Source organism: Thauera sp. SWB20, assembly GCF_000831325.1.
GTDB classification, from domain to species: domain Bacteria; phylum Pseudomonadota; class Gammaproteobacteria; order Burkholderiales; family Rhodocyclaceae; genus Thauera; species Thauera aminoaromatica.
This window is the reverse complement of record NZ_JTDM01000015.1, coordinates 162,077-183,027: the sequence shown is the minus strand read 5'-3', so window position 1 is coordinate 183,027 and position 20,951 is coordinate 162,077. Positions and strand designations below refer to the sequence as shown.

Here is a 20,951-nt window from a genome sequence, read left to right as displayed (position 1 = left end):
GAACCATGAGACAAGAAAATCCCGCTCTGACCCAGCCGCCGCCGGCGACGTCCGCATCGCCGGCCCCGGAGGAGACCCGACCCGTCATCGAGGAGGTGGGCGTGCCCGAGGCACCGCCCGCAGCCGAGGTGGATCCCGCGGCGCGCGGCGCTGCGAGCGAGGGCGATCCGGTCGCCCCCGCCGCACGAACGGCGAACGCCGCCGAGGAGCAGCCCGCTCGCAGTCCCGCCGCGTGGTGGGCGCTGCTGCTGGCGCTGATCGCCGTCGGCGTGGCCGGCTGGTCGATCTGGCAGGCTCGCGAGATGCGCCTGCAGACGGGACAGCTGCGCGCGGAGGTCGCCAGCCGTCTCTCCGATGGCGAGACCATCGCCACCGAGGCGCGCGGGATGATGCGCCAGCAGCAGGAGGTCATCGCCTCGCTGCAGGGCAAGCTCGGTGCGCTCGAATCCAGGGTCGAGACCACACAGGGCCAGGCCGAGGCGCTCGAGGCGCTTTACCAGGAGTTCTCGCGCAGCCGCGAGGACGGCGTGCTCGCCGAAGTCGAGCAGGCCGTCGCGCTGGCCTCTCAGCAGCTGCAGATCGCGGGCAACGTCGAGGCCGCGCTGATCGGCCTGCAGGAGGCCGAGGCCCGGTTGGCGATCCACGATCGCGGCCAGCTCGCCACCCTGCGCCGTGCGCTCGTGCGCGACATCGAGGAGCTGCGCCTGCTGCCGGTGCTGGATGTTTCCGGCCTCAGCCTGCGCCTGGAGCTGATGCTCGAGCGTGCGGACACGCTGCCGCTCGCCTTCGAGAGCCCGCTGCCGGCTGCCGCTGCGGTGGGCGCGGAGATGGGGCCTGCCGATGGCGGTGGCTTCGTGGGCTGGATGGCCGGTGTGTGGCGCTTCGCGCAGAACGTCGCGGCCGATGCCTGGAGCGAGATCCGCACCCTGATCCGCGTCGAGCGCCTCGACCAGGAAGATCCGGTGCTGCTCGCGCCCGAGCAGAACACCTTCCTGCGCGAGAACCTCAAGATGCGCCTGCTCACCGCGCGCCTCGCGCTGATGGCGCGCGACGGCCGCAGCTACGCAGCCGATCTTGCCCAGGCCCGCCAGTGGTTGGAGCGTTTCTACGACCTGCGCGACGAGCGGGTGCAGGCCGCGCTCGGCGAGTTGAAGCAACTCGAGGCGGTGAAGGTGCGCTACGCGCCGCCCGATCTGAGCGAGACCTTCAGCGCCTTGCGCAGCGTGCAGTCGCGCGCTGGCCGCAGCGGCGCGGATGCGCGCGGCGCTGCCGCGCCTGCGCAGGCAGCGCCTGCAGCCGCTGCCGCGCCCGCTCCTGCGTCCGCCCCTGCCGAAGCGCCCGTGGCGACTGCCGAGACCCCGGCATCCGCAGCCCAGGGAGCGGCGAACCAGCCTGCCGCTGCCGAGGCGCAGCCTGCTGCGCCGGCCGAGCAGGCGCCTGCGGGCTCCGTGACCGACGCTGCCGCCCCGGCGGCGAGCCAGTGAGGGCCGAACGATGCGCGCACTGATCTGGCTGATCGGCATCTTCGCCCTCGCCGTCGGCGTGACGATGCTGGCCGGCGTGAATGACGGCTACGTTCTCGTCGTGCTGTCGCCGTGGCGGGCCCAGGTTTCGCTGAACCTCTTCATCGTGGTGCTGGTGGTGGGCGTCGCCCTCATCCACCTGCTGCTGCGCATGGTGACCCGTACCGTGCAGCTGCCCGGCCGGGTGGCGCGCTGGCGCGAGCGCCGGCGTCGCGACAAGGCCGACCGGGCGCTGCACGGCTCGGTGACGGCGCTCTTCGAGGGGCGTTACTCGGAAGCCCTCAAATCCGCCTCGACCGCCTATTCGGCGAGCGATGGTTCGCCGATGGCCGCGCTGGTCGCAGCGCGCGCCGCCTACGGCCTGCAGGACGACACCCGCTACCGCGAGTGGCTGGACCACGCCGCCGAACAGGGCAAGGAGAGCGAGGTGGCCCGCCTGATGACCGAGGCCGAGCTCGCCATCGATGCCCGCCAGTTCGAGCTCGCGGCGGCACGCCTGGCGCAACTGCGCGAGACGGGGCAAAAGCACATCGCGATGCTGCGCCTGGAGAGCAAGGTGGCCTACGAGCTCGGGCGCTGGGAAGAGCTGGTGAACAATGTGCGCCAGCTGCGCAAGCACAAGGCTTTGACCGCGGAGCAGGCTGCGCCCGCGCTGCGTCGTGCCCACGTCGAGCGCATGCGCCAGCTCGTGGGTGATGCGTCCGCCTTGCTCGGGTACTGGCAGGAGATTCCCTCCGAGGAGCTTGCCGACCGGGGGCTGATCAAGGAGGTGCTGCCGCTGATGGCGCGCGCGGGTCAGGCGATGCACATGCGCGCGCAGACCGAGACCTTGCTCGACGAGCAGTGGGACAGCGATCTGGCGCGCCTGTACGCGAGCTGTGCGAACACCATGGACGACACCAACGCTTGTCTGCACAAGGCCGAAGCCTGGCTGGAGAAGCAGCCGCGCGACGCGGGCCTGCTGTTCGCCCTCGGCCAGCTTTGCCGTCGGGTGGAGCTATGGGGCAAGGCGCAGAGCTATCTCGAGGCCTCGTTGAGCGTCGACCCGCAGGTCGGCACCCATCTGGCGCTCGCGCATCTCTTCGAGACCCTGGAGCGCCGTGACGAGTCCCAGCGCCACTACCGCGCCGCGGCCGAGAAGATGGCGGTCGGCGCGCTGGCCTGAGCGAAGAATCACGCAGAGAGATCCCGGGGCCGCGAGGCCCCGTTTTTTTGTCCGCTGCTCGCGATCCGACAAATCAGGCCCAAGCGCGCGGGACGAGGAATTCCTCGTACAGCCTGGCCTCGGGCGAGCCCTCCTGCGGGCGCCAGTCGTAGCGCCATTTCACCACCGGCGGCATCGACATCAGGATGGATTCGGTGCGTCCGCCCGACTGCAGGCCGAACAGCGTGCCGCGGTCGAAGACGAGATTGAACTCGACGTAGCGGCCGCGCCGGTAAGCCTGGAAGTCGCGTTCGCGCTCGCCGTAGGGGATGTCGCGGCGGCGCTCGACGATGGGCAGGTACCCACCCAGGAAGGCCTCGCCCACCGCCTTGGTGAGGCCGAAGGCGGTGTCGAAACCGGTCTTGCCGTCGGCGCCGAGGTCGTCGAAGAACAGCCCGCCCACGCCGCGCGGCTCGTTGCGGTGCTTGAGGAAGAAGTAGCGGTCGCACCAGTCCTTGAGGCGGGCGTATTCGGCCTCGCCGCCCCAGGGTAGCACCGCCGCCTTGCAGCTGCGATGGAAGTGGCGCACGTCCTCCTCGAAGGGGTAGTAGGGCGTCAGGTCCATGCCGCCGCCGAACCACCACACCGGATCCTTGCCTTCGGCCAGCGCGACGAAGCAGCGCACGTTCATATGCACGGTGGGGCAATACGGATTGCGCGGATGCAGCACCAGCGACACGCCCATGGCCTCGAAGCGGCGGCCGGCGAGCTCGGGGCGATGCGCCGTGGCCGAGGCGGGCATGCCGTCTCCCATCACGTGCGAGAAGTTCACCCCGCCGCGCTCGAAGAAATTGCCGTCCTCGATCACTCGGGTGAGGCCGCCGCCACCGCCCGGGCGGTCCCAGCCGTCGCTGCGGAAGGCCTGGCCGTCGAAGGCCTCGAGGCGCTCGACGATGTGGCGCTGCAGCTCGGTGAACCAGGGTTTGACGCTGCGTGGATCCATGCGGGACCTCCGTGGCATTGGCGCGCCAGCGCCCCGCGAGAGCTTCGCGCGCGGACGTCGGCGCTGGGTGAGAGCTACGCCGTCGCTCGCGGAGGCGGAGACGGCGATGGGGCGCCTGCACGGCGCCCGGCGATCAGGCGGTCTTGCGGCCGATCGCGCGGTGGCCGATGTCGCGGCGGTACTGGCGGCCTTCGAAGACGATGCCGTCGGCGACCTCGTAGGCGCGCTTCTGCGCGCTGCGCACGTTGTCGCCGAGCGCGGTCACGCACAGCACGCGCCCGCCGGCAGTGACGACCTGGCTGTCCTGCAGCGCGGTGCCGGCGTGGAAGACATGCACGTCCTCCTGCTCGGAGGCGGGCAGCCCGGTGATGACGTCGCCCTTGCGCGGGCTCTCCGGGTAGCCTGCAGCGGCGAGCACGACGCCGAGCGCGAAGCGGCGGTCCCACTCGGCCTCGGTCTGGTCGAGCTTGCCGGCGATGGCGGCTTCGATCAGATCGGCGAGATCGGTCTTCAGACGCATCATGATCGGCTGCGTCTCGGGATCGCCCATGCGACAGTTGAACTCGACCACGCGCGGCTTGCCCTCGCCGTCGATCATCAGCCCGGCGTAAAGGAATCCGGTGTAGGGCAGGCCCTCGGCGGCCATGCCGGTCAGCGTCGGGTTGATGACCTCGCGCATCACGCGCGCATGCACGTCGGGGGTGACCACCGGGGCGGGCGAGTAGGCGCCCATGCCGCCGGTGTTGGGGCCCTGGTCGCCGTCGTGCAGGCGCTTGTGGTCCTGGCTGGTGGCGAGCGCGAGCGCGTGCTTGCCGTCGGCCATGACGATGAAGCTGGCCTCCTCGCCCTCCATGAACTCCTCAATGACGACGCGCGCACCCGCATCGCCCATGCGGTTGTCGAGCAGCATCATGTCGATCGCGGCGTGCGCCTCGTCGGCCGTCATCGCCACCACCACGCCCTTGCCCGCGGCCAGGCCATCGGCCTTGATCACGATCGGCGCACCCTCGGCGTCGACGTAGGCGTGTGCGGCGGCGGCATCCGCGAAGGTCTGGTACTTCGCGGTCGGGATGTTGTGGCGGACGAGGAACTGCTTGGCGAAGTCCTTCGAGCTCTCGAGCTGGGCGGCGGCCTTGGTCGGACCGAAGATCGGCAGGCCGGCGGCGCGGAAGGCATCGACCACGCCAGCCGCCAGCGGCGCCTCGGGGCCGACCACGGTGAAGGCGACGTGCTCGTGCTTGGCGAGCTCGACCAGCACCTTGATGTCGGTGACGGGAACGTTCTGCAGCAGCTTTTCGGCAGCGGTGCCGGGGTTGCCCGGCGCCACCAGCACGCGGGTGACCTTGGGCGACTGGGCAAGTTTCCAGGCCAGCGCGTGTTCGCGGCCGCCGGAACCGATGACGAGGACTTTCATGTGCTGCTCCGAAGCTCTGCTGGGGTGGTCGTTCTTAGTGACGGAAGTGACGGAAGCCGGTGAACACCATGGCGATGTCCTGCTCGTTGGCTGCCGCGATCACCTCTTCGTCGCGCATCGATCCGCCGGGCTGGATCACCGCGGTCGCACCCGCCTGGGCGAGCACGTCGAGGCCGTCGCGGAAGGGGAAGAAGGCGTCCGAGGCGACCACGCAGCCGGCGATCTGCAGACCGGCGTTCTCGGCCTTGATCCTGGCGATGCGCGCCGAGTCGACGCGGCTCATCTGGCCGGCACCGACGCCGATGGTCATGCCGTCCTTGCAGTACACGATGGCGTTGGACTTGACGTACTTGGCCACGCGCCAGGCGAAGAGCATGTCGCGCATCTCGGCTTCCGTCGGCGCCCGCTTCGTGACGACCTTGAGGTCGGCGATCTGGATGCGGGCCTCGTCGGCGCTCTGCACCAGCAGGCCGCCACCGACGCGCTTGTAGTCGAAGGCACCGGCAGGCTGTCCGAGCGCGCAGGTGAGCACGCGCACGTTCTTCTTGCTCGCGAGCAGCTCGAGCGCGTCGGCGGTGTAGGACGGCGCGATCAGCACCTCGAGGAACTGTGCCGAAACGGCCTCGGCCGCGGCACGGTCGACCTCGCCGTTGAACGCGATGATGCCGCCGAAGGCCGAGGTGGGGTCGGTGGAGAAGGCCTTCTTGTAGGCCTCGAGCGGGCTGGCGGCGACGGCCACGCCACAGGGATTGGCGTGCTTGACGATGACGCAGGCCGCCGCCGAGCCGTCGAAGGCCTTCACGCATTCCCAGGCCGCGTCGGCGTCGGCGATGTTGTTGTAGGACAGCTCCTTGCCCTGCAGCTGGGTGTAGCCGGCCACGCCGCCCTCGGCCGCGCCGGGCTGGCGGTAGAAGGCCGCGGTCTGGTGCGGGTTCTCGCCGTAGCGCAGGTCCTGCACCTTGTCGAAGGCGAGCTGCAGGCGCTCGGGATAGGTCTGCAGCGACACGTCGCCGGCCTCGTTGGTGACGAGCGCGGTGAGGTAGTTGGAGATCGCCGAGTCGTAGCGCGCGGTGTGGGTGAAGGCCTTCACCGCGAGCGCGAAGCGGGTCTTGTGGCTGAGCTTGCCGGCGTTGGCCTCGAGCTCTTCGATGATGCAGCCGTAGTCCTCGGGGTCGGTGACGATGCCGACGCCGCCCTGCTCGTTGCCGTGGTTCTTGGCCGCGGCGCGCACCATGGTGGGGCCGCCGATGTCGATGTTCTCGATCGCGTCTTCCAGCGTGCAGTCGGGCTTGGCCACGGTCTGCTGGAAGGGGTAGAGATTGACCACCACCAGGTCGATGCGGCCGATGTCGTGGGCGGCGATGGTGTCCATGTGTTCGGCGAGATCGCGGCGGGCGAGGATGCCGCCATGCACCTTCGGGTGCAGGGTCTTGACCCGGCCGTCCAGCATCTCGGGGAAGCCGGTGTGCTCGGAGACGTCGGTCACCGGCAGGCCGGCCTCGCGCAGCAGGCTGGCGGTGCCGCCGGTCGACAGCAGCTTGATGCCGAGCGCGGAGAGCTTGCGGGCGAAGTCGAGCACGCCACGTTTGTCGGAGACGCTGATCAGGGCTTGGGTCACGTTCATCGTTGGGCCGGAAGCGGAAGGATGGAGGAAAAGGGGAAGCACTCGCTCAGAGCAGGTCGTATTCGGTCAGCTTGCGCCGCAGCGTGTTGCGGTTGATGCCGAGCATCTCGGCGGCCACGGTCTGGTTGCCCCTGGCCTGCTGGAGGACGAAGGCCAGCATCGGACGCTCGACGTTGCGGATCACCATGTCGTGGATCGCCGCCGGCTTCTCGCCGTCGAGGTCTCGGAAATACTGGTCGAGGGTGCGGACGACGGCGTCCGCGATCTCGTTGCTGCGGCTCATGCTGCGAGTTCCTGCGGATATTCGGCGTGCGGCGCGCGCTCGTGCTCGTAGCTCAGGCGGGCGCCGGCCTCGGCGAGCTGGCCGAAGAAGTCGTCCACCGCGGCGAGCTGGGCGGGAATGTCGGGGATCTGGTTCATCGCGCGGCGGAAGGCCGCCGAGCCCACCAGGCCCTTGGTGTACCAGGAGATGTGCTTGCGCGCGATCTTGACGCCGCGGTCGTCGCCGTAGAAGGCGTAGAGGTCGGCGAGGTGCTCGCGGCACACCTGGTGGATCTCGCTCACCAGCGGCGGCGGCAGGAGCTCGCCGGTGGCGAGGAAATGCTCGATCTCGCGGAAGATCCACGGCCGGCCCTGCGCCGCGCGCCCGATCATGACGCCGTCGGCGCCGGTGTAGTCGAGCACGTGCTTGGCTTTCTGCGGGCTGCCGATGTCGCCGTTGGCGATCACCGGGATGTTCACGAGGGTCTTGACGTGGGCGATGGTGTCGTACTCCGCCTCGCCCATGTACTGGTCGGCCCGGGTACGGCCGTGGATGGCGATGGCGCGGATGCCGGACTCCTCGGCGATGCGCGCGATCGTCGGCGCGTTCTTGTTGGCGCGGTTCCAGCCGGTGCGGAACTTGAGCGTGACTGGGGTATCGGGCACCGCCTTGACTACGGCCTCGAGGATGCGCGCGACCAGCGGCTCGTCCTGCATCAGCGCCGAGCCGGCCATCACGTTGCACACCTTCTTGGCCGGGCAGCCCATGTTGATGTCGATGATCTGCGCGCCGTTGTCGGCGTTGAACTTCGCGGCTTCGGCCATCATCGCCGGATCGGCGCCGGCGATCTGCACCGAGATCGGATCGACCTCGCCGGTATGGTCGGCGCGGCGGCGGGTCTTCTCGCTGCCGTAGAGCAGCGAATTGGAGGTGACCATCTCGGATACGGCGACGCCTGCGCCCAGCTTTTTGCAGAGCTGGCGGAAGGGGCGGTCCGTCACGCCGGCCATGGGGGCGACGAAGAGGTTGTTGCGCAGGGTGAAGCCGGCAAACTGCATGGTTGGAAGGACGAGGGGAAACAAAGCATTTTACCCTATCGATCCTGGCCGTGCGCTTGTTGGGGCGCGTGTGCAACACGCTGATGCTGCGCAGCTCCCTGGAGGCGCCTGTCGGGCGCACGACGGATGGTGCGTCGGGCGTGGCGCGCTCTGCGTGTCGTGGTGTGCGCGGAGGCAGGGGGCGGTGAGTGCGAAAGGGCAACTGCTGCAGTGCGCGGCGCGGGGCCGGGGTGGGGGTCGCCGCCTGCCCTCGCGGCCCTTCGCTGCGCTGCGGGCTGCCCTCGGCGGAGGACGTCGCGGGGGCGGCGACGCAAACTCGGCGCTGCGCGCCTCAAACATGCGTCGCCTTGATTCCCCCGCGACGACCTCCGCCTCGGCGCTCGTGAAGTTGGCGACCCCCACCCCGGCCCCGCGACCGCAAACGTGGGGGCGGCTTGCGGACGAAACCCGCTCGGGCTTCAGGGCTCGTTTGCTTGCTGCAGCGCCTGTTCGAGGTCGGCGATCAGGTCGTCGCTATCTTCGATGCCCACCGAGAGGCGCAGCAGGTCGAGCGGGCAGCGCGTGCCCGGACCCTCGATCGGGCCGCGGTGCTCGATCAGGCTCTCGACCGAGCCGAGCGAGGTCGCGCGGCGGAAGATCTTCACCGCGCCGGCGACCCGGCGTGCGGCATCCTCGCCGCCTCTCACGCGCAGCGACAGCATGGCGCCAAAGCCGCCTTCCATCTGGCGGCAGGCGATGTCGTGACCGCGGTGCGAGGGCAGGCCGGGGTAGAGCACGGCGAGCAGCGCCGGGTGATGTTCGAAATGCTGCGCGATGCGCAGCGCCGAGGCGGCAGCGGTGCGCACGCGGGGAAAGAGCGTGCGCAGGCCGCGGTTGAGCAGCCAGGCTTCGAACGGGCCGAGCACCGCGCCGCCGGCGGCCCGTGCGGTCTTGATGCGCGCCCAGAAGTCGTCCTCGGCGCGCGTCACCAGAACGCCGGCGACCACGTCCGAGTGGCCGTTCAGATATTTGGTCGCCGAGTGCATCACCACGTCGGCCCCGAGCGCCAGCGGCCGGGTGAAGACCGGGGTCGGCACGGTGGAGTCCACCACCAGGCGCGCGCCCGCGGCGTGGGCGAGTTCGGCGGCGCGCGCGATGTCGAGGATTTCCCAGGTCGGGTTTGCGGGCGTCTCCACCCACACCAGGTCGGCCGGGCGCTGCAGCAGTGCGGCGAGCTCCGCGGCGTCGGCGTAGAAATCGAGCGCGATCTGCCAGTTGGCGGCAAAGCCGATCATCCAGTTGCGCAGCGACCAGTACATGTCGTGCGGCGCGACGATGCGCGCGCCCGGCTTCAGCGCCAGCAGCACCGCCGAGGCCGCGGCCATGCCGGAGGCGAACAGCGCCGCTCGAGCGCCGCCTTCCAGCTCGCACAGCAGGGCCTCGGCGGGGTCGTAGGCCGGGCTGGCGTCGCGCGCGTAGATGCGCCCGCCGGGCAGGCTGCCATCCTCGGCGCGCTCGAAGGTGGTCGCCAGGTGGATCGGCGGCACGATGTCGCGGTGCGGCATCGGGGTGGCGCCCGTGCCCTGGGCGGCGAGGGTGGCAGGGGAGAGCTTGGCGTCGTGCTGCATGATGCGCGGTCCTTCGGGCGGGGGATGCGGTGAGGATGAGCAGGAGGGCGGGTGCCCGGGTGGCGGCGAGCCTACAAGTTCCCCGTAGTGGTGTCGAGTCCGGGCTGCGGGTAAGATCTCAGGCTTTTTTCCAGTCCGGAAAGCTCCCGTGATCCGCATCGAAAACCTGCGCAAGACCTACCGTGCTGCCGACGGCCGCGAGGTGGAGGCGCTCGCCGACATCGAGCTCGAGATCGGCGCCGGCGAAGTGTTCGGCATCATCGGCCGCTCGGGCGCGGGCAAGAGCACGCTGATCCGTACCCTCAACCTGCTCGAACGCCCCTCGGCCGGGCGCGTGCTGATCGACGGCGAGGACATCACCACGCTCGACAGCGAGGGCCTGTACGCGCTGCGTCGGCGCGTCGGCATGATTTTCCAGCACTTCAACCTGCTCGGCGCCAAGACCGTCGCCGACAACATCGACTGGCCCCTGAAGGCGACCGGGCACACGAATGCCGCCGAGCGTGCGGTGAGGGTGAAGGAGCTGCTCGCGCTGGTCGGACTGTCCGAGCAGGGCCACAAGTATCCGTCGCAACTGTCGGGCGGGCAGAAGCAGCGCGTGGGCATCGCGCGCGCGCTCGCCAACCGGCCGCAGATCCTGCTGTGCGACGAGGCGACCTCGGCGCTCGACCCCGAGACCACCCAGTCCATCCTGCGCCTGCTGCTCGACATCAACCGCCAGCTCGGCCTCACGATCGTGCTGATCACCCACGAGATGCAGGTCATCCGCACCATCTGCGACCGCGTCGCGGTGATCGACGGCGGGCGCATCGTCGAGTCGGGCAGGGTGGCCGACGTCTTCCTGCACCCGCGGCATCCGGTCACGCGCAGCATGGTGGCGCAGAGCGACGCGCTCGCCGCGGCGAGCTTCGATCCGGCGCACGCCTACATGAAGGACAAGCTGCGCGGCACGCTGGTGCGCCTGACCTACATCGGCGACGTCACCTACCAGCCCATCCTGAGCCGCATCATGGCGGGCGCGAAGGTGCAGATCACGATCCTGCAGGGCGAGGTCTCGAGCATCAAGGACGTCCCTTTCGGCCAGCTGCTGCTCGAGCTCGAGGGCAGCGAGGACGACATCCGCGAGGTGTTCGCCGAGCTCGACCGCCACCAGATCCACCACGAGGTGCTGCAGTAATGGACCTGTCCGTCATCGACTGGAGCGACATCTGGATCGCGACCTGGGAGACCCTGGTCATGACCGGGGTGTCGCTGCTCTTCACCATCCTGCTCGGCCTGCCGCTGGGCATCCTGCTGTTCGTCACCGCCAGGCGCCAGCTGCTGGAGCAGGGCTTCGTCTATACGGTGCTGTCCTTCGTGGTCAACGTGCTGCGCTCGGTGCCCTTCCTGATCCTCTTGATCGTGATGATCCCGGTCACGGTGATCCTGATCGGCACCTCGCTCGGGGTCGAGGGCGCGATCCCGCCGCTGGTGGTGGGCACCGCGCCCTTCTTCGCGCGCCTGGTCGAGAACGTGCTGCGCGAGGTCGACCGCGGCGTCATCGAGGCCTGCCAGGCGATGGGCATCCGCACGCATCGCATCATCTTCGGTGCGCTGCTGCCCGAGGCCCTGCCCGGGCTGATCGCCGCGGTCACCGTGACGGCGATCACCTTGATGTCCTATGCTGCGATGTCCGGCGTGATCGGCGGCGGCGGCCTCGGCGACCTCGCGATCCGTTTCGGCTATCAGCGCTTCCAGACCGAGGTGATGGTGATCACCGTCGCCCTGCTGGTCGTGCTCGTCCAGATCATCCAGTACTCGGGCGACCGCCTGGTGCTGTATTTCACCCGCAAGTGATCCCCACGAAGGAGACTTCAACGATGTCGTTTACCCTGCGCAAACTCCTGGCGGCCGCCCTCGGCACGCTCACCCTGGCCGCCGGCACCGCCGCCGTGGCCGCCGACCGCCTGGTCATCGCCGCCACCCCGGTGCCGCACGCCGAGATCCTCGAGTTCGTCAAGCCGATGCTGGCCAAGGAGGGCGTGGAACTCGAGATCAAGGTGTTCACCGACTACGTCCAGCCCTCGATGCAGACCAACGAGAAGCGCGTCGACGGCAACTTCTTCCTGCACCAGCCCTACCTCGACGCGTTCAAGCAGAAGCAGAAGAACGACATCCAGACCGTGGTCGCCAAGGTCCACGTCGAGCCGCTGGGCGCCTACTCGGCCAAGCACAAGTCGGTGGCCGCCATCCCCGAGGGCGCGACGGTGGCGATCCCGAACGATCCGTCCAACTCGGGCCGCGCGCTGCTGCTGATGGCCAGGAACGGCCTCATCACGCTGAAGGACCTGAACAACATCTCGGCCACCCAGAAGGACATCGCCGACAACCCGAAGAAGCTCAAGATCCGCGAGCTCGAGGCTGCGACCCTGCCGCGCGTGCTCAACCAGGTCGACCTGGCGGTGATCAACACCAACTACGCGATCGAGGCCAAGCTCAACCCGGTCAAGGACTCGCTGTTCATCGAGGACGCCACCTCGCCCTACGCCAACCTGCTGGTGGCGCGCGAGGACAACGCGACCAGCCCGGCGATCAAGAAGCTCGCCGCCGCGCTGAACTCGCCCGAGGTCAGGCAGTTCCTCGCCGACAAATACCAGGGCGCGGTGGTGCCGGCGTTCTGATCGGTCGAGCCGCGGCGGTCTTGCAGGAGCGACGCGCGTCGCGACCGGCGGTGCCGGATGCGACCGGCGTTGGCGGGCGCGCAGCGGCTGCAATCGCGACTCGCGTCGCTCCCACGATCGCGACTCGCGTCGCTCCCACGATCGACATCTGTCCGCGCGCCAAGTTGCGGTGGTTCTCGTAGGAGCGACGCAAGTCGCGATTCGGGCGGCGCGTGAACCGCGGTGCTGCGGCCGCCCGGCATCACGGCCAGGCGCGCGCCCCGAACATCATGCGGCGTGCGACGAAGTTGCGCAGCGGTGGAATCAGGTCGAGGGCGAACAGCGCCGCGCCGCGCGCATGCCGCAGCGGTGCGAAGTCGTTGCTGAACACCCGCACCAGGGTGTCGGTGAAACGCATCGCGCCGAGGCGGTCCAGGGCGCGGGCGTTCGCATAGCCTGCGAGGATGGAAGTGGCGCCGGCGTCGAATAGGCTCGCAGCCGGGTCGTCGGAACGCTGTCGAGCCGCCTCGCTTGCGCGCAGCAGCGCGTCGGCAAGCGCCCACACATCCCGCAGCGCGAGGTTGAAGCCCTGTCCGGCGACCGGGTGCAGGGTCTGCGCGGCGTTGCCGAGCCACACCGTGCGCTGGGCGATGGTCGAGCGCCGGTAGCGCAGCACGAGCGGGTAGCGCAGGCGCGGACCGACGCCGGTGAGGCGCGCGCGGCCGCCGATGTGGGCCTGCAGGCGGGCGAGGTAGGCGGCATCGTCGAGCGCCAGCAGTTCGTCGGCCGTCGCGGGGCGGGCGACATGCACCAGCGCGTAGCCCTCGCCCTTGGGCAGCAGCGCCACCGGGCCCTGCGGGGTGAAGCGCTCGAAGGCGGTGTGGCGATGTCCGCCCGCGACCTGCACGTCGGCGATGAGCGCGTGCTGGCCGTAGTCGTGCTCGACCACGTTGGGGTCGCCCGCGCGCAGGCCACCCTCGGCGCAGGCCGCCAGGCGGGCGCGCAGGGTGGGGGCGGGCCGGCCGGCACCGGCCAGGCTGGCGATCACGTCGTCCTCGCCCGCGGCCAGGTTGGTGATCTCGGTCTCGTCGAACACCGGGATGCCCGCTGCATCGACCGCCTTGCGCAGGGCCGCGGCGAGCGCGCCGGCCGAGGCGACGTAGCCGAGCGCGGGCAGTTCGTGCTCGGCGGCGTCGATCAGGGTGCGGCCGAGCCCGCCCTGGTGCGAGATGTGGATGTGCTCGATCGCCGTGCTCGGCAGCCCATTCCACACGCCCAGTCGCTGCAGCGTGAGCCGGGTGCCGTGGGCGAGCGCGAGGTCGCGCGGGTCGCGCGCCACCGCCTCGCGCGTGCGCGCGTCGGCGAGCACGATGTCGAGGCCGGCGTACTTCAAGGTGAGCGCCAACGCCAGGCCGACCGGGCCGGCGCCGACGATCAGCAGGTCATGGATGCGGTCGGGAGCGTTGTCAGCCATGACGGAGGTCCCGCATCAAGGCCTCGATGTCCGCGACCGCCTTGGGCGCGTCCCCGGTGATCAGCTCGCAGCCGCCGGCGGTGACGACCGCGTCGTCCTCGATGCGGATGCCGATGTTCCAGAAGGCCTCGGGCACGTCGTCGGCGGGACGGATGTAGCAGCCCGGCTCGATGGTCAGCACCATTCCTTCGACCAGCGGCCGCCACTCGCCGCCGAGCTTGTATTCGCCGGCGTCGTGCACGTCCATGCCCAGCCAGTGGCCGGTGCGGTGCATGTAGAAGCGGCGATAGTCGCCGTTCTCGAGCACGCCGTCCAGGCTGCCCTGGAGGAGGCCGAGGTCGAGCATGCCCTGGGCGAGCACCTTCACCGCGGCGTCGTGCGGCTGGTTCCAGTGCGCGCCGGGGCGGGTGGCCTCGCGCGCGGCGGCCTGGGCGGCGAGCACGAGCTCGTAGACCTCGCGCTGCGGGCCGGAGAAGCGGCCGTTCACCGGGAAGGTCCGGGTGATGTCGGAGGCGTAGCCGTCGAGCTCGCAGCCGGCGTCGATCAGCAACAGGTCGCCGTCGCGCAGGATCTGGTCGTTGTCGACGTAGTGCAGCACGCAGGCGTTGGCGCCGCCGGCGACGATGCTGGTGTAGGCGGGGGCCTGGCTGCCGGCGGCGCGGAAGGCGTGCAGCAGCTCGGCCTCGATCTCGTATTCGAAGCGCCGCGGGCGGGTGGCGCGCATGGCGCGGCAGTGGGCGTCGGCCGAGATGCGGGCGGCGCGGCGCATCGTGGCGAGCTCGGAAGCGTCCTTGACGAGGCGCATCTCGTCGAGTTCGGCGCGCAGGTCGCGCACGGAATGCGGCGGGGTGAGGCCGCTGCGGGCCTTGTCGCGCACGGCGTTGAGCGCGCCGAGTACGCGCGCGTCCCAGTCGTTGTCGTAGCCGAGGCTGGTCCACAGCAGGGGCTGGTCGGCGAGGTAGTCGGGGAGGCGCCTTTCGAGGTCGCCGATGGTCCACGCCTCGTCGAAGCCGAAGGCCGCGCGCGCCGCGTCGGGGCCCCAGCGGTAGCCGTCCCAGATCTCGCGTTCCTCGTTCTTCTCGCGGCAGAACAGGATCTGCTTCGCCTCCTTGCCCGCCACCAGCACGACCACGGCCTCGGGTTCGCGGAAGGCGGTGAGGTAGTAGAAGTAGCTGTCGTGGCGGTAGGCGTAGTGGGCGTCGCGGTTGCGCACGCGCTCGGGGGCGGTGGGCAGGATGGCGACGCCGCCGCCGGCGGTCTGCATGCGCTGCAGCAGGCGGGCGCGGCGGGCGCGGAAGGGAGTGGTGTCCATGGGGGCGGTGCCGGGTGCGTTCATGGGCGGAATTATGTCACGCGGCGACGCTGCGGGCCGCTTGCGCCTAATGCGGCGAACGCCGCTCCACGCCGTGCAGGATGCGGCGGGCGAGGGCTTCGTAGTCGCCGTCGAAATGGTGTCCGCCGCTGGTGCGGATGATCTCTGCCCCGGCGCCCAGGCCCGTGCAGGCGGCCTCGTCGTCTTCGTCGCCCTGGAAGCACTGCAGCAGGCGCTGATCGATGCGCAGCGCTTCGGGCAGGGTCGGCACGCTGTCCTCGCGCGCGTGGCCGAGCCATTCGGAGACCGTGACCTCGAAGCTCGCGCGGGTTGCGAACCCGAGCAGCGAGATCTGCACGACGCGACCCTTCATGTCGGCCGGCAGGCGGTTGTAGAGCGCGGGAAGGACGTCCGCGCCGAAGGAGTAGCCGATCAGCACGACGCGCGTGGCCTTCCACCGCCTGGCGTAGGCGTCGATGATGCGGGCGAGATCGCGCGCGCCCTGTTCGGGCGAGCGCTGCGACCAGAAGTAGCGCAGCACGTCCACGCCTACCACCGGCAAGCCCTCGCGTTGCAGCAGCGCGGCGACGTCCTTGTCGAGGTCCCGCCAGCCGCCGTCGCCCGAGTAGAGGATGGCGAAGGCGCCCGTGCCCGGGCCGGGCGCGGGGAGTTCGACCAGCGGCAGGTCGCCGAGCGCGTCGTCCTGGCGTGGATGCCCGGCGCGACCGACTCCGGCCAGCAGCGCGGCGGCGGGCTTTTCGGGGCTGTCGGTGACCTGCACGTCGTGCCGCCCCGCCGCGAGCCGGGCGACGAGCGTGTGTGTGGCCTGGCCCGCGTCCGTGCTGGCGATCAATTCCACCGAGAAGGGCAGGGGCGGCGGCATCAGCCTTGCGGTGCCGTCGGTCGGCCGGCCGTCGTGGCCGCATAGCGCCCGGCGCAGTGCGGCTGCGGGCAGCGGGTCGACCGCGACCGCTCCGGCGAGGGTCGCGGCCGCAGCCTGGTCGGCGACCGCGAGCGCCATCGTCCCGCCTTCGCCGACCCCCGCCAGCACCGGGAAATGGTAGGCATGGGCGCCCGTCTGGCGCTGGAGTTCGTGGCTGACCGCCTCGATCTCGCCGATCAGGATGCTGCAGTCGTCGTGGCGCGCCCGCATGCGTCGCATCACGCCTGCCAGGTCGATGCCGATCACCACGAAGCCCTGCTTCGCCAGCGCCTCCGCCGCGCCGCGCTCGGGGCCGTCCCAGCCGTCCGCGTCCGAGAACAGCACCACGGCGCCGGTGGGCGGCGTGGCGGGGAGGATCTTCAGCGGCGCGCCGATCGTCATCTCGGGATCCGCGGCGGACGTGCCCGGCGCGCCTGCGGACAGCATGGCGGCCAGGGCGAGGGACGCGAGGAATCGATGGGGCAGGTTCATTTGCCGATCACTCCCTTGAGCCCGCCGCTGATCAGCACGGTGATGTCCGCCAGCGCGAGCATGGGGTTGATGCCACCCGCCACCGCAAGGTAGCGGGGCTGCCACTCGGGCAGGAACTTGGCCTTGAAGGCGCGCAGGCCGCTGAAGTTGTAGAAGCGTTCGCCGTGCTCGAACACCGTCCTGCCGACGCGGTGCCAGATCGGCGCGGCCGCGCTCGCCGACAGGCCGGACAGCGGTGCCATGCCGAGCAGGAACCATTCGTAGCCTTCGCGCTGGAAGTGCAGGATCAGGTGCAGCAGCAGCGCCTCCATCGCGCCGTTGGGCGCGTCGGCGGAAAAGCGCATCATGTCGACGGTGGCCTCCTGCTTGAGGTCGGTGAGCAGCACGTTGGCGAAGGCCACGACGCGCCCTTCCTGGCGCAGCAGGGCGACGGGCTGGCGGCGCACGTAGGCCGGGTCGAAGGCGCCGAGCGAGAAGCGCTTCTCGCGCGCCTTGTGCTGCGCGAGCCATGCACCCGAGAGTGCGGAGAGCTCGTCCATGCAGGCGTCCAGCGCCGGTCCGGAAAGGATCTCGAAGCTCAGGCCCATGCGCTCGGCGCGGTTGAGCGATTGTCGCAGGCTGGCGCGCTTGCCGCCCTTGAGGTCGAACTCGGAGAGTCGGACGCGCGCCTCCTCGCCGAGCTTGAACGCCATCAGGCCGGCATCCGCGTAGAGGCCGAGCGATTCGGGGGCGACCTGGTAGAAGACCGCACGACCGCCGGCATGACGGGCCAGTTCGGCGAAGTTCCACACCAGCTCCGGCCAGGTCTCGCGCGGGCCGATCGGATCGGACAGGGCGACCCAGGAACGCCCCTGGATCGCGTACATGATGAAGGCGCGGCCATCCTCGGAAAACAGCAGGCGCTTGTCGCCCATGGCGACCAGGCCCGCGTCGACGTGGGCCTGGGCGGCGACGATCCGGCGGGCGCGCTCGAGCGCTTCTTCATCCGGCAGGGCCGAGCGCACCCCGACCGGCTTCATCAGCGTCCACCATGCGCCCAGGCCGGCGGTGAGTGTGATGCCGATCAGCGCCCGCAGGCTGCGCGGTGCCTCGCTGTAGAACTCGAACTGCCACCACAGCGAGTGGCTGTAATCCACGTCCTTGTAGACGAACAGCAGGATCGCGACCGCCGTCACCAGCAGCACGCCCATCGCGGCGAGCCAGCCCGGCGCCATCGCCTGATGGAGTAGCGAGGCGTGGCGCGAGAAGGCGCGCCGCGAGGCGAGCAGGGCCGCGAACAGGGCCGTCAACATCAGCGCCTCGCCGAGGGCCAGGCCCTTGAAGAAGGCCAAGATGGCCGACAGCGGAACGACGATCACGGCCAGCCACCAGGCGCCGTCGAGGCGGTACACCAGCCCGCGCGCGATGATCAGCAAGGCCATGCCGAGCACGCTGCCGAGGAAGTGGGCGCCTTCGAGCAGCGGCAGCGGCACCACGTCGCTCAGCACGTCCAGGGCCTCCTCGCTCGCCGGGGTGACCCCCGAGAACACCAGCACTGCGCCGAGCACCAGGGTGAATGCGCCGATCAAGGGGGGCGCCAGGCGGTGCCCGGCCTTCAGGGCCGCGGCCATCAGCGGCGTCCGGGCCGCCTTGCGCAGCTCCAGCGCGGTGATCAGCAGCACCGCCAGGATCAGCGGCGCCAGGTGGTAGATCACGCGGTAGAGGATGAGTGCGCTCAGGATCTGGTCGATCGGCAGGCGTCCGTTCAGCGCGGCGACGATCACCGTCTCGAACACCCCCAGGCCGGCCGGCACGTGGCTCACCACGCCGAGGCCGACGGCGACCGTGTAGATCGCGACGAAGGCCGGCAGGTCGATGCTGCCGGCGGGCAGCAGCACCCACAGCACGGTGGCCGAGGCGCCGATGTCGACGATGGTCGCGACCAGCTGGCGGACCATCTGGCGCCACGAGGGCAGGCGTGCAGGAGAGCCGAACAGGCTCACCGTCCTGCCCTCTCCAGCGGCCAGGCAGAGCGCCACGAAGGCGGCCAGCATGCCGCCGCCGATCAGCTGCAGCACGAACGGCGCGACCGACAGCATGGCCAGTTCATCGGCGGCGACGAGCAGACCGATGGCCGCCGTCGCCGCCAGCCCGATCGCGAAGGCGGCGGTGACGAAGGCGACGATGCGGGCGACCTCGTCGGGCTCCAGGCCGTAGGGCGTGTAGAAGCGGTAGCGGATCGCGCCGGCGGTCAGCGGCCCGAAGCCGACCGTGTTGCCCACCGAGTAGGCGCAGAACGAGGTCAGCGCGACGACGTTGCGCGGGACCTTGCGGTCGATGAAGTCGAGCGCGCCGAGGTCGTACACCATCAGGGCGACGAAGCTGAGCAGGGTGCAGCCGAGCGCGATGGCGAGCGCCCGGTCCGGCGTCGCGGCGAGTGCCGCCTCGACCTCGGCATACGACACCTCGCCGACGAGGTGGCTGACGGCCGTCCAGGCGAGCGCGAGGACGAGCACGGCCAGGGCGGGGACCACGGCCGGGCGGATGCGTCTGGCTTGATCGAGCACGGTCTCGATCAGGCGCTTGGCTTTATCGGTGTTCAAGAGGGCCTCTTGTGTTGGAGCTCGCGGTCGAGTTCGGCCAGGCGCTGCGGCGTGCCGACGTCGATCCAGCGTCCGCCGTGGCGCCGGCCGGTGACCTTGTGTGCGGCCATCGCTGCGCGCAGCAGGGGGGCGAGTTTGGCGGGGGTGTCGTCGGCGAGGCCGGTGAACAGCGCGGGGTGGTAGGCGCCGAGGCCGGAGAAGGTCAGCCGCGGCGGGCCGTCGGCGTGGACCAGGCCGTCCGGGTCGAGGCGGAAGTCACCTTCGGGGTGGTGCGCGGGGTTGTCCACCAGCAGCAGGTGGGCGAGCGCGCCGTCGGCGCGCAGGTCCGCGGCGGCAACGCGCAGGGCGGCGAAGTCGGCGTCACAGAACACGTCGCCATTGACCACGACGAAGGGGGCGTCACCGAGCAGCGGCAGGGCGTGGCGGATGCCGCCGGCGGTTTCCAGCGCGCTGGCTTCCGGCGACCACGCGATACGCACGCCGAAACCCGCGCCGTCGCCGAGCGCTTCTTCGAGCCGGTGGCCGAGGTGGGCGTGGTTGATCACGAGATCGCGGAAGCCGGCGGCGCGCAGTCGTTCGATGTGCCACACGATCAGCGGCTTGCCGCCCGCCTCGAGCAGCGGTTTCGGGGTGTGGTCGGTGAGCGGGCGCATGCGCTCGCCGCGACCGGCGGCGAGGATCATCGCTCGGGTCATGGTGTCTCGGCTGAAGGGAGCATGGGCAGGCGCAGGCTGGCGCCGCGTTGGGGCCGCGGCGCGCCGTTCAGAAGGTGTAGCCGACCTGGGTCTCCTCGGGTTCGAGGCGGTCGAGCAGCTTCAACAGCGGGCCGAGGTCGCGCCAGCGCTTGCATGCGCGGCGCAGGTAATCCATGACCAGCGGCATGTCGGCGAGGTAGCCGTCCTTGCCGTCGCGGTGGTACAGGCGCGCGAAGATGCCGAGCACCTTGATGTGGCGCTGCACGCCCATCCACTCGAAGTCGCGGTGGAAGTCGGAGAACTCCGCCCGCACCGGCAGGCCGAGCTTCTTCGCGGTCTCCCAGTAGCGGATCAGCAGGTCGAGGATGAACTCCTCGTCCCAGCGGATGTAGGCGTCCTTGAACAGCGACACCAGGTCGTAGCTGATCGGGCCGTAGACCGCGTCCTGAAAGTCGATGATCCCGGGGTTGGCGCCGCGGCCTTCGGCGGGGTCGAGCAGCATCAGGTTGCGCGAGTGGTAGTCGCGATGCACGAAGACCTGCGGCTCGGCGAGGTTGACCGCGAGGATGCGCTCGAACGCCGTGTTCAGCATCGCCGTCTCGGCCTCGGTGAGCGCGACGCCCTTGTGGCGGGCGATGTACCACTCGGGGAAGAGCTGCAGCTCGCGCAGCAGCAGGGCGCGGTCGTACTCGGGCAGCACGCCGGGGCGGCTGGCGCACTGGATGGCGGCGAGCGCGCCGAGGGCGTCGGCGTACAGGTGATGTGCGGTTCGGACGGCTTGCGGCGCATCGTCCTGCGTCTTCAGGGCTTGCAGGTAGGTCGTCGAGCCGAGGTCGGAGAGCAGCAGGAAGCCCTGCTCGAGATCGTGCGCGAGCACGTCCGGCACGTGGGCGCCGGCGGCGCGGAAAAGCTCCGCGACGTGCAGCCAGGGGCGCACGTCCTCCTTCTCGGGCGGGGCGTCCATGACGACGCGCGAGGGACTGCCGTCGGCGAAGGTGGCGCGGAAGTAGCGCCGGAAGCTGGCGTCGGCCGAGGCCGGGGCGAGTTCGAAGGACTGGCCGGGCAGGACACTGGCGAGCCAGGTCCGGAGTTGTTCGAGGCGATGCAAACCGGATCTCCGCGGGGGTTCGTGTACAATCCGCGAGTTTATCAACACGGTGGTTCGGGTGGGCAGTCGCGCACCGCGAACGACGGCAAGGG

General features: G+C 70.3%; 17 protein-coding genes. 5 read left to right on the top strand and 12 right to left on the bottom strand.

The features are described from left to right. Window positions 1-5: 5 nt before the first annotated feature. The gene (locus PO78_RS06915) at window positions 6-1,484 is read left to right on the top strand and encodes a uroporphyrinogen-III C-methyltransferase (RefSeq protein WP_012585014.1); all 1,479 of its coding nucleotides are present in this window, start codon (window positions 6-8) and stop codon (window positions 1,482-1,484) included. Between the two features lie 10 nt (window positions 1,485-1,494). Beyond that, entirely contained in the window at window positions 1,495-2,688 is a 1,194-nt protein-coding gene (locus PO78_RS06910) for a heme biosynthesis HemY N-terminal domain-containing protein (protein WP_004308699.1), read from the top strand. Between the two features lie 73 nt (window positions 2,689-2,761). Here PO78_RS06910 and hemF read toward each other — a convergent pair whose 3' ends face one another. From hemF to PO78_RS06880, 6 genes are all read right to left on the bottom strand, one after another. Continuing rightward, window positions 2,762-3,670, bottom strand: a complete 909-nt coding sequence (gene hemF, locus PO78_RS06905) for an oxygen-dependent coproporphyrinogen oxidase (RefSeq protein WP_004308701.1) — start codon at window positions 3,668-3,670, stop codon at window positions 2,762-2,764. Window positions 3,671-3,803: 133 nt separating this feature from the next. Next, on the bottom strand, window positions 3,804-5,084 hold the full coding sequence (gene purD / locus PO78_RS06900) for a phosphoribosylamine--glycine ligase (RefSeq protein WP_004308702.1): 1,281 nt from the start codon (window positions 5,082-5,084) through the stop codon (window positions 3,804-3,806). A 34-nt stretch (window positions 5,085-5,118) separates the two neighbouring features. Next, window positions 5,119-6,708 (bottom strand): bifunctional phosphoribosylaminoimidazolecarboxamide formyltransferase/IMP cyclohydrolase, encoded by a 1,590-nt coding sequence (gene purH / locus PO78_RS06895; protein WP_004308704.1) that lies wholly within the window; start codon window positions 6,706-6,708, stop codon window positions 5,119-5,121. Between the two features lie 46 nt (window positions 6,709-6,754). Continuing rightward, window positions 6,755-6,991: a helix-turn-helix domain-containing protein gene (locus PO78_RS06890; RefSeq protein WP_004308706.1), complete on the bottom strand. Its 237-nt coding sequence runs from the start codon at window positions 6,989-6,991 to the stop codon at window positions 6,755-6,757. Further along, window positions 6,988-8,028: a tRNA dihydrouridine synthase DusB gene (gene dusB / locus PO78_RS06885; protein ID WP_012585015.1), complete on the bottom strand. Its 1,041-nt coding sequence runs from the start codon at window positions 8,026-8,028 to the stop codon at window positions 6,988-6,990. The genes PO78_RS06890 and dusB overlap by 4 nt, the downstream gene beginning before the upstream one ends. Window positions 8,029-8,486: 458 nt before the next feature. Further along, complete coding sequence (locus PO78_RS06880; RefSeq protein ID WP_004308709.1) at window positions 8,487-9,635, bottom strand: trans-sulfuration enzyme family protein; 1,149 nt, start codon at window positions 9,633-9,635, stop codon at window positions 8,487-8,489. A gap of 148 nt (window positions 9,636-9,783) precedes the next feature. Here PO78_RS06880 and PO78_RS06875 point away from each other — a divergent pair, with 148 nt between their 5' ends. Genes PO78_RS06875 through PO78_RS06865 form a run of 3 tightly spaced genes read left to right on the top strand, consistent with a single transcriptional unit; the run spans window position 9,784 to window position 12,295 of the window. Beyond that, complete coding sequence (locus PO78_RS06875) at window positions 9,784-10,812, top strand: methionine ABC transporter ATP-binding protein (protein ID WP_012585016.1); 1,029 nt, start codon at window positions 9,784-9,786, stop codon at window positions 10,810-10,812. Further along, a complete protein-coding gene (locus PO78_RS06870; protein WP_004308713.1) occupies window positions 10,812-11,471 on the top strand; it encodes a methionine ABC transporter permease in 660 nt (219 codons plus the stop codon). The genes PO78_RS06875 and PO78_RS06870 overlap by 1 nt, the downstream gene beginning before the upstream one ends. Window positions 11,472-11,494: 23 nt before the next feature. Continuing rightward, window positions 11,495-12,295 carry a MetQ/NlpA family ABC transporter substrate-binding protein gene (locus PO78_RS06865; RefSeq protein ID WP_043742872.1) on the top strand — a complete coding sequence of 267 codons (801 nt, stop codon included), beginning with the start codon at window positions 11,495-11,497 and terminating at the stop codon, window positions 12,293-12,295. Between the two features lie 241 nt (window positions 12,296-12,536). Here the strand turns inward: PO78_RS06865 and PO78_RS06860 are convergent, their stop codons facing one another. The 6 genes from PO78_RS06860 to PO78_RS06835 form a co-directional block, all read right to left on the bottom strand. Then, window positions 12,537-13,748: an FAD-dependent monooxygenase gene (locus PO78_RS06860; RefSeq protein WP_043742871.1), complete on the bottom strand. Its 1,212-nt coding sequence runs from the start codon at window positions 13,746-13,748 to the stop codon at window positions 12,537-12,539. Next, entirely contained in the window at window positions 13,741-15,084 is a 1,344-nt protein-coding gene (locus PO78_RS06855; RefSeq protein ID WP_043742870.1) for an aminopeptidase P N-terminal domain-containing protein, read from the bottom strand. Before PO78_RS06855 ends, PO78_RS06860 begins: the two co-directional genes overlap by 8 nt. A 43-nt stretch (window positions 15,085-15,127) precedes the next feature. Then, a complete protein-coding gene (locus PO78_RS06850; RefSeq protein ID WP_043742869.1) occupies window positions 15,128-16,474 on the bottom strand; it encodes a virulence factor family protein in 1,347 nt (448 codons plus the stop codon). Continuing rightward, complete coding sequence (gene mprF, locus PO78_RS06845) at window positions 16,471-19,056, bottom strand: bifunctional lysylphosphatidylglycerol flippase/synthetase MprF (protein ID WP_052484382.1); 2,586 nt, start codon at window positions 19,054-19,056, stop codon at window positions 16,471-16,473. Before mprF ends, PO78_RS06850 begins: the two co-directional genes overlap by 4 nt. Then, window positions 19,053-19,739 (bottom strand): N-acetylmuramate alpha-1-phosphate uridylyltransferase MurU, encoded by a 687-nt coding sequence (gene murU, locus PO78_RS06840; RefSeq protein ID WP_043742868.1) that lies wholly within the window; start codon window positions 19,737-19,739, stop codon window positions 19,053-19,055. The genes mprF and murU overlap by 4 nt, the downstream gene beginning before the upstream one ends. A gap of 79 nt (window positions 19,740-19,818) precedes the next feature. Continuing rightward, a complete protein-coding gene (locus PO78_RS06835) occupies window positions 19,819-20,859 on the bottom strand; it encodes an aminoglycoside phosphotransferase family protein (protein WP_004308719.1) in 1,041 nt (346 codons plus the stop codon). Window positions 20,860-20,951: the final 92 nt, after the last annotated feature.

Bases quoted from the DNA above. Each gene is read 5' to 3' on its own strand.
- PO78_RS06860 (WP_043742871.1), bottom strand. From the start codon at position 13,748: ATGGCTGACAACGCTCCCGACCGCATCCATGACCTGCTGATCGTCGGC.
- PO78_RS06915 (WP_012585014.1), top strand. From the start codon at position 6: ATGAGACAAGAAAATCCCGCTCTGACCCAGCCGCCGCCGGCGACGTCC.
- PO78_RS06855 (WP_043742870.1), bottom strand. From the start codon at position 15,084: ATGAACGCACCCGGCACCGCCCCCATGGACACCACTCCCTTCCGCGCC.
- murU (WP_043742868.1), bottom strand. From the start codon at position 19,739: ATGATCCTCGCCGCCGGTCGCGGCGAGCGCATGCGCCCGCTCACCGAC.
- purH (WP_004308704.1), bottom strand. From the start codon at position 6,708: ATGAACGTGACCCAAGCCCTGATCAGCGTCTCCGACAAACGTGGCGTG.
- PO78_RS06850 (WP_043742869.1), bottom strand. From the start codon at position 16,474: ATGAACCTGCCCCATCGATTCCTCGCGTCCCTCGCCCTGGCCGCCATG.
- PO78_RS06890 (WP_004308706.1), bottom strand. From the start codon at position 6,991: ATGAGCCGCAGCAACGAGATCGCGGACGCCGTCGTCCGCACCCTCGAC.
- hemF (WP_004308701.1), bottom strand. From the start codon at position 3,670: ATGGATCCACGCAGCGTCAAACCCTGGTTCACCGAGCTGCAGCGCCAC.
- PO78_RS06910 (WP_004308699.1), top strand. From the start codon at position 1,495: ATGCGCGCACTGATCTGGCTGATCGGCATCTTCGCCCTCGCCGTCGGC.
- dusB (WP_012585015.1), bottom strand. From the start codon at position 8,028: ATGCAGTTTGCCGGCTTCACCCTGCGCAACAACCTCTTCGTCGCCCCC.
- PO78_RS06865 (WP_043742872.1), top strand. From the start codon at position 11,495: ATGTCGTTTACCCTGCGCAAACTCCTGGCGGCCGCCCTCGGCACGCTC.
- purD (WP_004308702.1), bottom strand. From the start codon at position 5,084: ATGAAAGTCCTCGTCATCGGTTCCGGCGGCCGCGAACACGCGCTGGCC.
- PO78_RS06870 (WP_004308713.1), top strand. From the start codon at position 10,812: ATGGACCTGTCCGTCATCGACTGGAGCGACATCTGGATCGCGACCTGG.
- PO78_RS06880 (WP_004308709.1), bottom strand. From the start codon at position 9,635: ATGCAGCACGACGCCAAGCTCTCCCCTGCCACCCTCGCCGCCCAGGGC.